13 protein-coding genes are annotated in these 14900 nt (G+C 55.4%); 5 read left to right on the forward strand and 8 right to left on the reverse strand.

Annotation, left to right across the window (positions count from 1 at the left end; all coding sequences use genetic code 11):
• Window positions 1-8 precede the first annotated feature (8 nt).
• The 5 genes from ACO05M_RS11400 to ACO05M_RS11420 are packed head-to-tail and all read left to right on the forward strand — an operon-like array spanning window position 9 to window position 5563.
• The gene (locus ACO05M_RS11400; RefSeq protein ID WP_421862703.1) at window positions 9-1286 is read left to right on the forward strand and encodes a polysaccharide pyruvyl transferase family protein; all 1278 of its coding nucleotides are present in this window, start codon (window positions 9-11) and stop codon (window positions 1284-1286) included.
• 9 nt (window positions 1287-1295) lie between these two features.
• Complete coding sequence (locus ACO05M_RS11405) at window positions 1296-2321, forward strand: acyltransferase family protein (protein WP_421862706.1); 1026 nt, start codon at window positions 1296-1298, stop codon at window positions 2319-2321.
• A 24-nt stretch (window positions 2322-2345) separates the two neighbouring features.
• The gene (locus tag ACO05M_RS11410) at window positions 2346-3518 is read left to right on the forward strand and encodes a hypothetical protein (RefSeq protein WP_421862709.1); all 1173 of its coding nucleotides are present in this window, start codon (window positions 2346-2348) and stop codon (window positions 3516-3518) included.
• A gap of 3 nt (window positions 3519-3521) precedes the next feature.
• Complete coding sequence (locus ACO05M_RS11415) at window positions 3522-4976, forward strand: polysaccharide lyase (protein WP_421862711.1); 1455 nt, start codon at window positions 3522-3524, stop codon at window positions 4974-4976.
• Between the two features lie 23 nt (window positions 4977-4999).
• On the forward strand, window positions 5000-5563 hold the full coding sequence (locus ACO05M_RS11420) for a hypothetical protein (protein ID WP_421862714.1): 564 nt from the start codon (window positions 5000-5002) through the stop codon (window positions 5561-5563).
• Here ACO05M_RS11420 and ACO05M_RS11425 read toward each other — a convergent pair.
• Genes ACO05M_RS11425 through ACO05M_RS11460 form a run of 8 tightly spaced genes read right to left on the reverse strand, consistent with a single transcriptional unit; the run spans window position 5544 to window position 14895 of the window.
• Window positions 5544-6773: a hypothetical protein gene (locus ACO05M_RS11425; protein ID WP_421862716.1), complete on the reverse strand. Its 1230-nt coding sequence runs from the start codon at window positions 6771-6773 to the stop codon at window positions 5544-5546. The genes ACO05M_RS11420 and ACO05M_RS11425 overlap by 20 nt on opposite strands.
• A gap of 9 nt (window positions 6774-6782) precedes the next feature.
• Entirely contained in the window at window positions 6783-7778 is a 996-nt protein-coding gene (locus ACO05M_RS11430) for a hypothetical protein (RefSeq protein WP_421862718.1), read from the reverse strand.
• Window positions 7778-8887: an acyltransferase family protein gene (locus ACO05M_RS11435; RefSeq protein ID WP_421862721.1), complete on the reverse strand. Its 1110-nt coding sequence runs from the start codon at window positions 8885-8887 to the stop codon at window positions 7778-7780. The genes ACO05M_RS11430 and ACO05M_RS11435 overlap by 1 nt, the downstream gene beginning before the upstream one ends.
• A complete protein-coding gene (locus ACO05M_RS11440) occupies window positions 8887-10302 on the reverse strand; it encodes a phenylacetate--CoA ligase family protein (RefSeq protein ID WP_421862724.1) in 1416 nt (471 codons plus the stop codon). The genes ACO05M_RS11435 and ACO05M_RS11440 overlap by 1 nt, the downstream gene beginning before the upstream one ends.
• Window positions 10299-11621 carry a putative O-glycosylation ligase, exosortase A system-associated gene (locus ACO05M_RS11445; protein WP_421862726.1) on the reverse strand — a complete coding sequence of 441 codons (1323 nt, stop codon included), beginning with the start codon at window positions 11619-11621 and terminating at the stop codon, window positions 10299-10301. The genes ACO05M_RS11440 and ACO05M_RS11445 overlap by 4 nt, the downstream gene beginning before the upstream one ends.
• Window position 11622: 1 nt before the next feature.
• Window positions 11623-12693 (reverse strand): glycosyltransferase family 4 protein, encoded by a 1071-nt coding sequence (locus ACO05M_RS11450; protein WP_421862729.1) that lies wholly within the window; start codon window positions 12691-12693, stop codon window positions 11623-11625.
• On the reverse strand, window positions 12690-13889 hold the full coding sequence (locus ACO05M_RS11455; RefSeq protein ID WP_421862732.1) for a TIGR04063 family PEP-CTERM/XrtA system glycosyltransferase: 1200 nt from the start codon (window positions 13887-13889) through the stop codon (window positions 12690-12692). Before ACO05M_RS11455 ends, ACO05M_RS11450 begins: the two co-directional genes overlap by 4 nt.
• A gap of 1 nt (window position 13890) precedes the next feature.
• Window positions 13891-14895 (reverse strand): hypothetical protein, encoded by a 1005-nt coding sequence (locus ACO05M_RS11460; RefSeq protein WP_421862735.1) that lies wholly within the window; start codon window positions 14893-14895, stop codon window positions 13891-13893.
• Between the last annotated feature and the right edge of the window lie 5 nt (window positions 14896-14900).

Raw genomic sequence — 14900 nt, forward strand, 5'->3', positions numbered from 1 at the left:
TGAGGCAGATGGCACAACCGCAGGCGATGCTGATCAATATGGGCGGACGCGGAAATATCGGTGACCGGGCGATGGCGCTGAATGTGATTCGCCAGTTGCGCGAAGGTTCTCCCGAGGCCCGTTTGCTGGTCGGTCCGCATACGCTCGACTTTATGGTCGAAGAGTTTGATCTGCAGCGCTATCCCTACCTGAGCCACTGTTTTAGTCGCTGGGGGGCTGTGGAGCAGCGTCTTGGCACGAAAGCGCGGTGGCTAAAACCGTTGCAATACCTGTTCTACTGCCTGGATTCGTTGTTGGTTTTACTGCTGATAATGCTCAAGCGCCTGTTTAACTGGGATCCGGGCTGGCGCTTTATGGAGGCCGAGTTGGCCCGTGCCATCAGCACCTCCCAGGTGGTGTTTTTTTGTGGCGGCGGCTATATCACCGATGTCGGCCGCCTGGAAGCACGCAGCAATCTGGTCATGGCTTGGTTTGCCACGTTGGCCGGTAAACCCGTGATTATGTCGGGGCAGGGGTTCGGGCCTTTCGATAGTTGGCTATCGCGTTTTCTGGTCAAACTGGTGGTTCCCCGTTTGGATACCATTACGTTCAGGGATGTGGAGGGCAGCGAGCAGTTGCTGCAACAGCTCGGTGTCGAAATTGGTCAGGGCAAGGCGGTGGGCGACGATGCCATGTCGCTGCCGGAGCGCCAGGTGGAACAGACGGGCCAGACCGATGCGCCGGTGAAACTGGGGGTGAATTTTCGGATCTCTCCCTTTACCCCGAATCTGGAGCAACGGGTAGAAGCCTTTACCCGTTTTTTATCGTTGGCCTCAAACCAACTGGGCTGGCAGATCCATTTCTATATCTTCGAAACCTGGCGGCCGTGGGAAGAGGGGTTGGTCGATTCGATCATCACCGACGGTGAGCTCAAGGATGTAGTGATACATAAAACCGAGGATCCCCGAGAGGCGCTGTATCTCACTCGACAATGCGATGTGGCAATCGGAATCTCTTATCACTTTATTGTTTTCGCCTTGAAACTGGGAATTCCCGTGCTGGCGCTGTTCACCGGTGAGTATTACCGCGCCAAGATGTCCGGCCTGTTGGCTTGGTACGGTAAGGGAGACTGGGTAGTGCCGGTGCAGCAGATGGAAGCGGAGGCGTTGTTGTCGCAGTGTCAGGTGATGCTGGAGCAGCGGGAGCAAACCCGCCAACCGCTGGTTGATAAAACCGTGGAAATGGCAAAAAACAGCCGTGTTACGATTGATCGTGCGCTACATTTTCTTAATGCTGGCCAGAGATAGGGGAGATCGATGGAAAGGGAGCGTTACTACGAACTGGATTTTCTCAGGTTTGTAGCCGCCTTTGCCGTACTGCTATTTCACTACGTCTTCCGGGTTTGGAATCTTGACGGTAGTGGATACCTTGCTTACCCATTGCTGAGCGGTTTCTCCAAGTACGGTTATCTTGGTGTCGACGCCTTCTTTATGATCAGCGGCTTCGTCATTCTGATGTCCGCCGATGGTCGGAATGCCTGGGGCTTTGCGGTCTCTCGAATCGTCAGGCTCTATCCGGCCTACTGGTTTTGTACGGTGGTTATTTTTGCCTTCGCCACCCTATGGCCGGTGCACGACTATAAGCCGACGTTTGCCGACTTTTTGCTGAACTTGACGATGTTTCATAGCTGGTTCGGGGCACCCCATGTCAGCTCCGTGTTCTGGACATTGATTGTCGAGATGCAGTTTTATCTGATCGTGCTGGTGTTAATCCAGACCGGTTTGATTCGTCGGCTCAACCTGTTCCTAGGCGTGTGGCTGGGGTTAACCATTGCCAGCGATTACCTCCCGTTCCCGGCCTGGCTGAAGACATTGCTGATTGCCAGCTGGTCTTACTATTTCATTGCCGGGGCAACCTTCTACCTGATCCGCAAACAGGGACTGAGTGTCTATCGATTAGCGCTGTTGGGACTCTGTCTATGGGAAGCGGTACGGCATGGCTATTGGTATGTGCTACTCAAGGAGCGGCTATCCGGGGTGGATTACGACCCGGTGATAGCCGTCGGAATCCTGGTCTCTCTGTTTGGGTTGTTCTTTCTGGTTGCGCTGCGTCGGTTGCCGGGTAACTACCGCCAACTGGCAAGACTGGGTGTTTTGACTTATCCGCTATATTTGATTCATGCGTTGATCGGCGAAACCCTGTTGGTGGACTATGTCACGCCGGCGAATCGTTACATAGGATTTGTCTTGGTTACTGCAGCGATGCTGCTATTTGCTTACTGGATCAATCGCTATATAGAGCGCCTGTGGGCGCCGCGCTTAAAAGCAGTTCTTACTCGATAACACAGTGTAAGAGGTAAGCGGCAGATGGAATTGCAGACTATCGAAAAAACAACTGACAACGATGTTGTCAGGATCTGCGCCAGCGTATCCGTTGAGGATGGCGGCGGGCCGCAGCAGCTCTGGTATGAGTTCCCCGCCGAATATGCTGAGACGGTAGAGCTGAACGGCAGTGCGTTATTACCGGCATTGTTGTTTCCCGCGATGAAATCCGGCCGGGGGCTAAAGCTTAACCAGCCGATTGATAGGCAGCTGCTGGCCAATGTTGAACGTCTGATGGATATCTTTCACTGCTGGTATCCGCAGTTGCAAAAGGTCGAAATCAGCGCCCCCGAAATGGTTGGTTCTCGCGTATCAACGCCGGACCGAACCGCGCTGTTTTTTTCCGGTGGGGTGGATTCATTCTATAGCCTGATAAAGAATGAACCCGAAATCGACAGCCTGCTGGTGGTGCACGGATTTGATATTCCTTTAGGGCAAAGCCAGCGGTTCCGGCGCATGTTGCGCCGTATCCAACTGGTGGGCGAGCAGTTCTCGAAGCGGGTGATACCGGTTCGTACCAACGTTAAAGAGTTTACCGATGCCTATGTCGGTTTTGGCTCAATCGCCCATGGTGCGTTGTTGTCGAGTGTCGCACTGCTGTTGGATGGGCACCTGAATCGAGCAATCGTCCCTTCCTCAAATTGTTACGATGATCTGTTTCGATGGGGGAGCCACCCGTTGACGGATCCGTTGTGGAGCTCGACAACGCTGTCAATCGTCCATGACGGCAGCGAAGTACGCCGGATCGATAAGGTGTTGGCCATCGCTGATTCACCGGCAGTGCAGAGAAATCTGCGTGTTTGTGCGATCGATGATGAGCATGTCTATAACTGTGGGCATTGTGAAAAGTGTATCCGGACGATGGTCAGTCTACGAATCGCCGGGACTCTGGAGCTGGTAGAAACCTTTCAGGAACCCCTGGATCTGTCTGCGGTCCGTCGACTGCAGATCAATGGCAAGGGGGTGATGGCCCATCTGACAGAGAATATAGCGACCTTGAAAAAGATGGGGACGGATCCGGAGTTATTGACCGCGCTTGAAGACTGCTACCGGCGCTATGACCCCCACAGCATCCGGTTCCTGCTTAAACAGATCCTGCATCAGATTGATCAGCGCTATTTGAAGCGTCGAATCAAACGCGCCTTTGGCAAGAGTTAATTCATGAAACTTATACAGATTCTGCTGCTTTTCTGCTTCACCGGTACAGTCGCCTGGGGCGGAAACGATCAGTTGGTATGGGATGAACAGGCGACCCGGGTCTTTGCCAGCAAAACGTTACGGATCAGATGGCAACAGGAACTGGGGGACTGGGTCGATGCGAACGGGGAGTACGGAGGCAGTAACGCTTGGGCCAGCCTTAAGGTTGCAGACCTGGACCGGCAGCAGTTTCTCAATTGGAACGTGACGGAGCTGGTGAAAAGCTGGCTCGATGATCCAAGTCGAAACCAGGGAATGCTGTTGAAAAATGCGCCCGGCGAGAAAGGGCGGACCATCTTTTTAAGTCGGGAAGGCGAGTCACTATACAGTCCGCTTTTGGTGTTGAGTTTGAACTCCGGTGAGGAAAAGATGGTTGAAACGTCGGCGGATACCTATCTGAGCCGGGGAACACGTCAAGCCATGGGAGGTGACAAGTTTATTCGGGTTGGACCTTCCGAGCATGGTCTGCTGTATTTCCCCCTGCCGCAGACGCTGACCTCTGAACAACTGGCCAGGGCAGAGTTGTATATGTCGACCCACCCCAAGCAGTACGGGGACAACCGGGTCGAGGTTTACGATGTCGGTGTGCCCCGATCGGGAATAGTCGAGCAGGGATTGGCGGCTGCTTTTGTCAGGGACCAGGGGATTGAGCGACATCCGGATGTGGTCTACACGGATCGATTCAATGATACGCCGGATAAGCCCTGGGTGGATGTTCGAGATCCGCTCGGTGTCGAGACCGTCGAAAGCGAGAATTCGACCGGTTTTGCACCCTTTGACGGTTCTGGACTGTCGATCATGTTTTCACCTCGTGCCCATACCGCTATCAGCATGGCGCTCCGGTTGAAGACTCTGATGGGTGAAGAACCCGAGTCGATGTACTTTCGTTATTATCTACGTTTGGGGAATGACTGGAATTCAGATCGAGGCGGCGGTAAATTCCCGGGATTCAGTGGTACCTACGATCGTGCCGGCTGGGGCGGTCGACGCCCTGACGGTTATAACGGCTGGTCGGCGCGGGGCATGTTCCTGAGTACGGTCGACAAAGGGCCGCATCGGGGCAAAACACCGATTGGCAACTATATCTACCATGTGGACCATGCCAATGTGTATGGTGAGCAGCGTTCGTGGAGCAGCTTTGAAAGCCTGCTTGAGAAAGAACGTTGGTACAGCATCGAGCAGTTTATAAAGCTCAATAGCCCAGGGAACAACGATGGCGAGTTGAAAGCCTGGGTAGATGGTCGGCTGGTGATGTCATTGGACAATCTAAGGTTTCGGGATACCGAGGCACTAAAAGTCGAGAAAGTCTGGTTCGATTTCTACCATGGAGGTGGCTCTAGGCCGTCATCAGAGCAGCACCTGTTTATTGATAACCTGGTGGTTGCGAAACGGTATATTGGTCCGGCAGGGAATAACTAACGAGTTAGCGGAGACGGCTCTCAATGCTGCAGAATTTGAATGACAAGTTTGGGACCCATCGTGGTCTGGTGAGACTTGTGTTGGACCATATCAAATGGCGTCTGGGACATTATCAGCCCTATCAGCAGGTGGACTGGACAGGGGTAAAACGTTTGGTGTTTGTCTGCCAAGGAAACATCTGCCGCTCCCCCTATGGCCATTTCCTGGCCGAAGCGGAACTTCCCGGACAGGTGGTTTCGATCGGTTATGCCACCACGACCGGGGCTCCTGCCAATGATTGCGCCCGCTTTGTCGCCAAAGCCCGCGGTACGGACCTGACGGATCATCGAGCCACCGACCTGAGTGACTTTGAGGTTCAGGATGGAGACCTGTTTCTGGTGATGGAAGATCGCCATATTCCCAAACTGACGCAAGCGTTACGGGGAAAACAGACCCAGATTACGCTGCTCGGCTTATGGGCTTCACCGGCTTATCCGTTAATTTATGATCCTCACCATCTCTCCGAGGGCTACTTTCACAGTTGCTACCGGGTGATTGAGAGTGCTGTCGCTGCCGTGGTTCAGCAGATCAAGCAGAGCCGGGCTTGAGGCGCTTCAATATTTTTGCAGCCGCTTGGCGCATATCGCTCAGGAAAGGCTGTGGATCGGTCCACTCGAACACATAAAAACGGCAGCGGGGATCAAACCAACGACTGATGAAGAGCGCCAGCTCTTGAGTCTTGGAGAAGCGAGTGAAGGGGTCCGCAATCTGATCCGGCTGCAGCACAATTCTGGCGATGCGTTTTAATTCCGGAATCATATAGCGGCTCTTCAGATCGTATCGGGGATTGAAGGTCCGCGGCGATTGTCCATGACCGATCGCTTCGACCAGATTGGTCGCAAAACCGATATTTGAACCGCTTGCCAACGGAAAGCTACCCCAGAAGCGACCGTTGATCTCCATCAGCCAGTAGTCACCGCTGGATGGATCGTAGCGGTACTCGACCATAGCGACGCCATTCCAGTTCAGGGATTTCAACAGCTGGCGTGAACGCGCCATCGCTTGGGCGTGTTCGCTGGGCGGCAGTGCCTGGCACAGCGTCGAAGACCCACCCTCCGGGGGCCATTCGTTGATTCTCTCGTGCTGAAACTCAACCAGTGATTCACCATCACGACAAAGGAAAAACTGACCCAGACCGTGGCCCGGACAATATTGTTGGATCAGCGGATAGTGTTGCAGTGGTTGGTAGCGCTGTAGTGCGCTCTTCAACTCCGAATAACTGCTGCAATATTCCAGTTTCAGCAGACTGAGTCCCTGTTGCTGCAGCTGTTGCGCGACTAAATGAGGGTTGGACCACTTCAGAATGACCGGAAATTTCAGCTGTGGTTGAAGTTTGTCGAGCTGCTCCAGCTGTTGGAGCTGGATCGACATTGGGGTTTGGATGCCCACGCCGGCGGCTGCGTCCAGGGTGGTTTGCTTGTCGAGAACCTTATCCATCTGCGGCTGATCCGGATCGAGCAACTGCAAATGCTGACTTAGCCGTTGCCGGTGTCGGTTGATCAGGTTGATATCGGATTCGCCGATACTGAGCAGAAAGGTCTTGTCGTCGGGACGTGCTTGGGCGATGTCGACCAACTGGTTGATCAGTTCTTCGGGCTGGCGTTTCCTGACGTGGGCTTCGGAACAGTATTTGGACATCAGTCCAAGAGAGCGTAGATGGCTTCCGATGCCGACAACTTCATAGCCGTTTCTTCCCAGATCACGGATGACACCTAACCCAATCGGGGAGTCGGTCCCCAGCACGATAACCCTGTCCATTGATGCGTCCTAGCGGAAATGATCGGTGTAGTAGTTCTGCGCGGTACGGTGCAGCATCGCCAGGTAACTGCCACTCAATGTTGAATCCGATAGCGTCGGTGAGGGCGGTCGCAGCGGATCGAGCTCGCCGAAGGTGGTGACATTGAACCGGTCTCGGTTGGATGCAAGAAAGTCGCAGAGCTCGGTTAGCCGCTGCTGATTAACCGGGTTGGGGCGCATATTATCGAAGCGGTAGGAATCCCTATTGATAAACTCAAACGGGTGAGTGATCAGGCAGAGCATCTCGAAGCCCTTCTGGTGGGCCTGCTCGATTACACTGATCAGTTCCGCACTGGAGCAAGCGGTGAGTGCCAGCGGTCGTAGCACCTTGCTGCCTTTGACACTGAAACTGTTGAACGCGCTTAACGGGACTTCCAGTACGCCTTCGATCTGTTGATAGCCGTACAGGTGGTGTAACCCGGTATCTGCCGGCGGGCAGGTGGGAACCGAGATGTTGGATGACGCTTTGATGCCAACCCGCTTCAGGGCTTGGAAGGTGTCACGACCGGCGGAGAAATTTCCGGTGCGCACGGCCACCGGCGAACCCAGGCTCCAGGCCTCGAAACGTTCGATCGCTTCGGCAAATATTGCCTCCAACTCGTCGACACTCCGTCCGGTGCTGTGATCATCCGGTTCGGTTTTTACCACCTTGCCATCGGTAAAGTTTCGCCAGCAAGGGTGTACATGTAGCTGCAGATCCTGATTGGCCTCAAGAATCTGTTCTGCACGTAGGCGCATCGGTTCGTGGCCGAAATAGCGGCTCTGCAGGGTCTCGGTGAAAAAAGTGGCACGTAAGCCCGACTGTTGCAGGGTCTGTAACAGAAAACCCAACGCCTGACTGCGCCCTTGTACCAGCCCATCTACCGGTTCGGATAGCAGCGGTTGAAAGCGCTCCGGATTTGAAAAGCAGCCGGCGATAGAGGCTTCGGTATCGACGGTCAGGTAAACATCCATGCAGTGGCTCATCAGTTTGGCTCCACCCGGCTGGGCTTGGCTTTGATCGTCCCGGAGAGGCTGTTCAGGCGCTGGTGTACGGATCGGAAGAAGCGCCGGTACAGATACTTGGTGTTCTCGATTTTACTGCCGATCGCTACGATCAGGATAAAGGTGATCCCGCTAACCAGCAGATGGTGGAGTTTCGGATCGAGGCTGTACTCTGCCAATACCGCATCAAAAAAGTTCAGCAACGGCTGATGCATCAGATAAAGCGCGAAGGTCAGGTTGGCAAACGTACGGATAAAGTGAGTGACGCGATTCTCGTTGATCTCGATATTCGCCGCCAGGACCCGGGCTGATGCGAAATTTAATGAGATGATCAGGGCCAGCAGGTAGTCGGAAATCACATAGCGGGAGAAGGCCAGCTCCCGGAAATACTCTTTGCCAAGCCAGCTTTCGAGCAGATTCCAGCCGGCGTACGAGGTTCCATTGGCGACAAACAGATAGAAACCGATCAACGAGCAGCCGAACAACAGGGTATTGAGCCAGGTGGGTAAGGAGGCCAGTGGGTTACGGTTATAGATCCAGACGCCGATCCACCAGAAAGGAGCCAGCAGAACGATCTTGGGGCCAAGCAGCAGGGCGATCAGCGTGAGCAATAACAGTGGCCGTTTGAAATAGAAGGCGGCGGCAAAGCTGATGTAGTACCAGACCTCATAGTTGATCGACCAGTAGGGGACATTGCTGAATGACTGGATCGAGATAAACCAGATCTCGTTGGTAAACAGCAGACTGGATAGGAAGCGGAGCCAGGGCAGGTCAAAGAAGTCACCGTAAGCGGCCGGATTGATGGCCGCCCCGCTCATGTCCAGTAATAGGGTCAGGCAGAGTGCCGGGATGGCAACGGAATAGATTCTTGAGGCGCGGTTGATGACAAAGTCCGACAGTTTCTTTTCTTTGGTATCGAAGCAATAGGCGATGATGAAACCCGACATCACAAAGAAAATAACCACGGCCTCGTGGCCCAGCTTAAAGACGAGGCTTTCATAGCCGTAGATATTGCGTGAATGGTAAAGGAATACCAAAAAGGCGGCGCTGAAACGCACGATATCCAGATAGAGCGAGAAGCTATTTGGCATCAGACGGTACTTTCACTGGCATGGGTGGCTGGTTCGGGAACCTTGGGAGCCGGTGTGCGACGATCCTCGACATAACGGAATTTACCGTTGCTGCCCGTTTCGAATTGCTCCACCTCGCTGATCCGGATCTTCATATCACTCCCCAGACGCTGTTGCATGGCCTTGGAAATGGTCTCCAACGCCGCTTGACTGAATTGGCTGTTGGTCCGGATCTGCACTTCGGTCATGTCGTCCTGGTGTTGAATGATCTTGAACTGCTCAATGCCGTTGATCTCCCGCAGAATATAGATCAGGGCTAAGGCATGGACCTTGGCACCATCGGTGGCACAGATAAAATCGGTCGACCTCCCCTTGACCTCTTTCAGGACTGGCAGACCACGGCCACAGCTGCAAGGTTGGTCGGATAAGGTGCCCATATCGCCGGTTCGATAGCGAACGAACGGGAAACCCCTGGTGGCCAGGTGGGTCACGACGATCTCACCCTCCTGACCCGGCGGGCATGGCGATCCCTGCTCATCCAGGATCTCTACCACGATATGTTCGCTGCTGATATGCAACGAACCCTGGGGGCACTGGTGGGCGATAAAGCCGGCATCCCGGGCCCCATAGCCGTTGGCGACAGGGGCTCCGAATAGCCGTTCGATCTGTTCCCGCTGGTGTTGGTAGAGCATCTCAGAGGTTGTGAATACGACTTTGACGCCGAGCTGACTCAACGGAATCTGCTGCTGTTCGGCAGCAAGAGCAAGCTGGGAAATGACCGACGGGTAGCCGAACACCATCTTGGGGCGCAAGCGCACCAGTTGCTCCAGATAGGCGCGAATTCGTTCCGGCCTGAGATCGAAGGCCGGGATCAGATAGGAGCGGAAGAGCCTGTCGCGCCACTGTTTGATCCGGTCCTGTTTACCCAATTCGATCGGCGAACCCCAGATAACGGCTTCGGTATCCCCGATATCAACATCCCACCAGCGCGTTGCCCGCCACTTCGCCGCGACATCGTGACTGACCCGATCCATACCCATATAAAAGATCAAGGGTTCACCACTGGACCCCCCGGTGTTGTATTTGATGCGCTTGCCATCGATATCGCACAGCAACTGCTGCTGGTGCGCCCGGATTTCGGTTTTGGTCAGTAATGGCAGCTTTGCCAGATCGGCCACTGTTCGGAAGCTGTCTCGGTCCAGCCCCCGTTCGGCCAGTAGGGCGGAGTAGTAGGGGTTATGTTGCTGCAGATGTTCGATGAACTGGCGCAGGTTTTGGTTCTGCAGTTGCTGCAGCTGTTCGGGCGCAAGCCACTGACTCTGTTCCAATGCTTCCAGCAACGGGGTGCTGTGATGCTGCTTGAGCCGTTCGTGCAGCGGAAACAGCAGGCGCGAAGCCAGGCGGGTATACCAGGAGCGACTGGGTGAGGGGTTCATGCACGATGCTCCATATTCTGATTCGAATCCCTTAATGCCTGTTGCTGGGGCCGTTGTATAAAACTAGTCGATTTTGGCTCCGTGCGTACCTTAACCAATTGCTCAACCGCCACCAGGGTGATGATGATGTGGTAGGGCAGGTCAAAATAAGCCAGCCCCAAGAAGGTGCCGCCGGTGGCGAAAGCGATCAGGCTACATTGGAGCATACGGGCCAGATTGCCGGCCCACTGCAGATCCTCGTGCAGCTTGGATTGCTTGATGATTCGACTGGCCGTGCGCCAGGACAACAGGCCCAATAGCAGGAACAGGGCCAAGCCGATGAATCCGTGCTGTCCCAATATCTGGAAATAGATACTGTGGGAATCATGGAAATCGAGTGGATCAGGTGCGTAGAGGATGAAATTCTGTCGATTGGTGGCGTGGAAACCGCCACCGAACACATTATCTTTGGCCAGGTTGAAGGCCATCTGCCAGGCATTCAGCCGGCCCTGTACCGAGCCGTCGTAATCTTCAACCTTGTCCTCCAGAATCGTATCCATGCGGTCGTACCAGGACTGCGGCATCAGCGACAGCGCGACCGGGATAAAGATCGCGAAGACGATGGAGATCTGGAGCTTTTTCTGGCTCTTGAGCCATAGGAAGACACCCACCGCCGTCGCGGCTACCAGCGCCCCCCGGGACTGGGTACCGAGGGTCGATATGGTCGACAGAGCGATGGTGGCCATCAAGCCATAGCGGATCCAGCGATTTTGGGTCTGGCTCATCAGATAGAACAGAACCGGGACGATCACCAGCAGGGTCAGTCCCAGCTCGTTGTTGCCGGAAAAGAAACCGCCGGGTGGCCCCCAGACCGTTCCGCCGCCGCCGGTCTGAATGGTAAAAATCCCCCCCTTGAATCCAAAGAAGCCGATACTCAGGGCCACCACCCAGAGCGCCTGCTCGATCCGTTCACGGGTGGTCAACATCGCTAGAATAATCAGCGTGATCAGCTGGATCTTCATCACCTTTTCGAACCGGATCATCTTCAGTTCGGATGGCGGCGCAACCAGCGTGGTGACGCACATCCACAGAAGAAACAGCACCAGTGTGACGGTAACCGGGGTCCAGGGGACTTTCTTGGGTTCCTTGCTGAACAGGTAGGCCGTCAGTAAACAGACTGCTATCAACAGGGCCGCGGGCAGAGTTTGGGCGAAGCCCCAGCCGAGGCGATGCGGCACCATATAACTGATCCAGCACCACATCAGAGCACCGATAAAGGGCCGTTTGAAGATAAACGGGATGGAGCCGAAGATGATGGCTGCTACCAGTAAATCGCGCATCTCAGCAGGCCTCCCGCATCTGGTTATAGCACTGTTCCCAGCGTGGAAGGACGGTGCCGGGGTGGTAGTTGCCGACTTGCTCACGGGCGTTGCGGCTGAGTTTTTCCACCAGTGCCGGACTCTGGATCAACTGATCGACAGCATTTGCCAGGGCTTCTGAATCGCGTGGGCTAACCAACAGTGCGGTATGTTGGTCTTCCACCATAAATGGAATACCGCCGACGTTGGTGGTGATGACGGGTACACCGCAGGCCATCGCTTCGAGCAGCGAGTTGGGCATGTTATCGGCGGTGGTCGGATTCAGCAGAATATCGGCTTCGGCATAGAGGTCGGCGATCTGCTGGCGCTCCAGTCGTCCACTGAATCGGACCCGTTCGCTAAGGCCAAGATCGTTGACGAGCTGTTCAAGCGCCGGACGGTCCGGCCCGTCACCGGCGAGGGTCATGCGGCTGTCGGGGTAGATCTGTGAGAGTTTGGCCAAGGCTTCGATGGCATAGCGATTGCCGTAGAGTGCCTCCAAGTTACGGGTGACTACCAGATGCGGTGCCTTGCCGATAGGCTGGGGCTCGCGATATCGAAACAATTCCAGGTTGACGATGTTGGGGACAATCTCTGCTTCGATCGCATAGTTGCCGAACACCTGCTGCAGAAAACCACTCGGGACCACAAGGCGTTGTACCCGCTTCATGCTGAAGCGCACCCGAGAGGCGGCGGTCTGCAGGAAATCATTGGCCAGCCCACCCCGGTAATTCACCACGCAGGGAACGCCGAACAGATGGGCAATATGAATGGCCGGAGCACAGAACAGGTACCAGGCCCATCCGGAGTTGGCCATCAAATGCACCACATCGTGCTTGCGCAGATCGATCATCAGTCGGAACAGGTAGGGCAGCAATCGAAACAGGGCGCGAAGAACCGGTATTTTGCCGGCGATGGCAGGTCGGTAGGGAGCATTGACACTGATCAGCGTGACCTGATGGCCACGCTGCTGCAACAGCTGCTGCAGCTGCAATGTTTGCATTGCCATGCCGCCGTTGGGTGGCGGTGTGGGGCCGACCAGGGCAATCTTCATGAGGCCACCAGGCGCTGGTAAACCGGTTCGATCTGCCGTACCGAGTTCTTCCAACAGCGTTGCTGTTCAACGTAATCACGCCCGGCCTGTCGCATGTCCGGCCATTGCTGCGGATTGTCGAGCAACTCGATCGCCTTGGCGGCCAGCGCCTGGGGATCATCGGGACGGAACAGGTAGCCGTTGTGCCCTGATTCGATCATCTCCCGGTGACCGCCGATATCCGATGCCAGCACCAGACCATGGTTGGCCATCGCCTCAAGTGGTTTGAGCGGGGTGACGATCTCGGTTAACAGAATGGACTCGCGGGGATAGACAAACAGATCGATTAGGCCGTAGAAGTCACCGATCTGCTGATGGGGTACCCGGCCGGTAAAGGTCACCTGTTGCTGCAGTCCCAGTTGCTCGGTTTGCTGTTTAAGCGCCTGTTCCTCGACCCCACCGCCGACCAGCAATAGATGAAGATTCGGGTGCTTTTGCAGCATTTGCGGTAGCGCTTCTAGCAACAGGTGCAAACCTTCGTAGCGATAGAAAGAGCCGAGGAAGCCCAATACGGTTTTGCCCTGCAATTGATAGCGTTCGACCAGCTCCGAGGGTTTGCTGTCCTGCGGTGCAAACGCCTCCAGATCAACTCCGTTGTGGATCACGGTGATCCGATCCGCCGGAACCCCCCAGCTCTGAACCCGGTCCGACAACCCCTGGCAGATGGTGACCACATGATCGGCGCTTCTGAGCGCTTTTTGCTCCAGTTTCTGGCTGATCTGGTAACGGAGGCTTCCCTCCTTGCAGGTGCCGTGACTGACCGCCGCGTCCTCCCAGGAGGCGCGCATTTCATAAACGAATGGGATGCCACGTGCTTTGGCCACTGAGGCAGCAGCCAGGGCATTCAGTGAGGGGGAGTGGGCATGCAGGATTTGCGGATCGATCTCATCGCATAGCTGATGAAGCCGTTTCTTCAGTCCGGCCACAACGTCGTATTGGCCGAGTACCGGAAGTTTCGCCAGTGCGCCCTTGGGGGTACGGTAAAAGCGATAGTTATCGATATCTTCGACCAACGCGTCACTGGCGTAATGCTTACTGCTGGTCAGGTGCCAGGTCTCAATACCCAAACGGCGCTGCTCTCTCAAGATAGCCAGGCTGCGGAAGGTGTAGCCGCTGTGCAGTGGGATGGAGTGGTCAAAAATATGCAGTACGCGCATTTCAGGAGAGCCCTTTGGAAGGTGAGCGCTTGCGGGAGCGATACCAGAAAATCAGGAAAGCCAGAGCCAACACCACTTCGATCAGCGTGATGGCCCAAAGCTGATACTTGGTGCTGAGCATCTGCGCAACCATGGAGGCGTTGTCTTCGGGACGATTGACGCGGATTCGGGGGTGGATATCCAGCAATAGAGCAACCATCTGTTCGGCTGAGCGCGACAGTACCGCGCTGGTGCTGATCAGTGGGTGCCGGTCGAACGTCAGCGGGTTGGTACCCCACCAGAGATAAAACTGATCTTTACCGCGCAGGTAATAATCGATGGCTACCTGATCCGATTTCATCCCGAAACGGCCCTGCTTGAGCCGGTGAATCTGCAATTGGGCAGGGTCTTGGTGCAGTTGTTGCTGAAGCTGCTGGACCGACAGCGGGCTATCGGAATCCTGCAGAGTGACATAGAAACCGTTAAAGACGTCGACAAACACCCATTGATCCAGGTGCTGACTGTAAAATTCACTGAATGCATGGCCCCAACCCCCGAAACCGTCGAACGACATACCCCATTCGCGCACGGGAATACCCGCTCCCTGAGCCAAGGCGTTGATCACCTGGATGTAATCGGCACAGTAACCGATGCCGTCGCGGGTAATGCGTTCAAAGCTGACCAGTGTGCTTGCCTGTAAAGCCCCTCCACTGGGGCCCTTGGCACGCAGGTGCTCGGACAGGCTTAGGATCTGTTGCCAGTCATTGGGCTGGGGCGGCAAGGCGGCAAGCCACTGCTGCATCGGTGGTGGCAGTGGCGTACTGTCGACCAGGAAGTCCGTCGGGCGTTGTTTTGGCAGCCAGTCGAAATCCTGCTGGGCCGACGGCTCGATCAGTAACGCATTACGAAGGCGTACCAACTCCGTGGTGGCCGGTCTGCCCGGTTCCGGCCACGCCAAGACCGCCAGCCAGATCAGGGGTAGCAGCATCAACGCAGCGATCAGCAGTAGCGGGCGGCGGGCTAGCATCGTCG

Origin of the sequence: Motiliproteus sp. (assembly GCF_965230735.1) — a bacterium.
Classification (GTDB): domain Bacteria; phylum Pseudomonadota; class Gammaproteobacteria; order Pseudomonadales; family Balneatricaceae; genus Motiliproteus.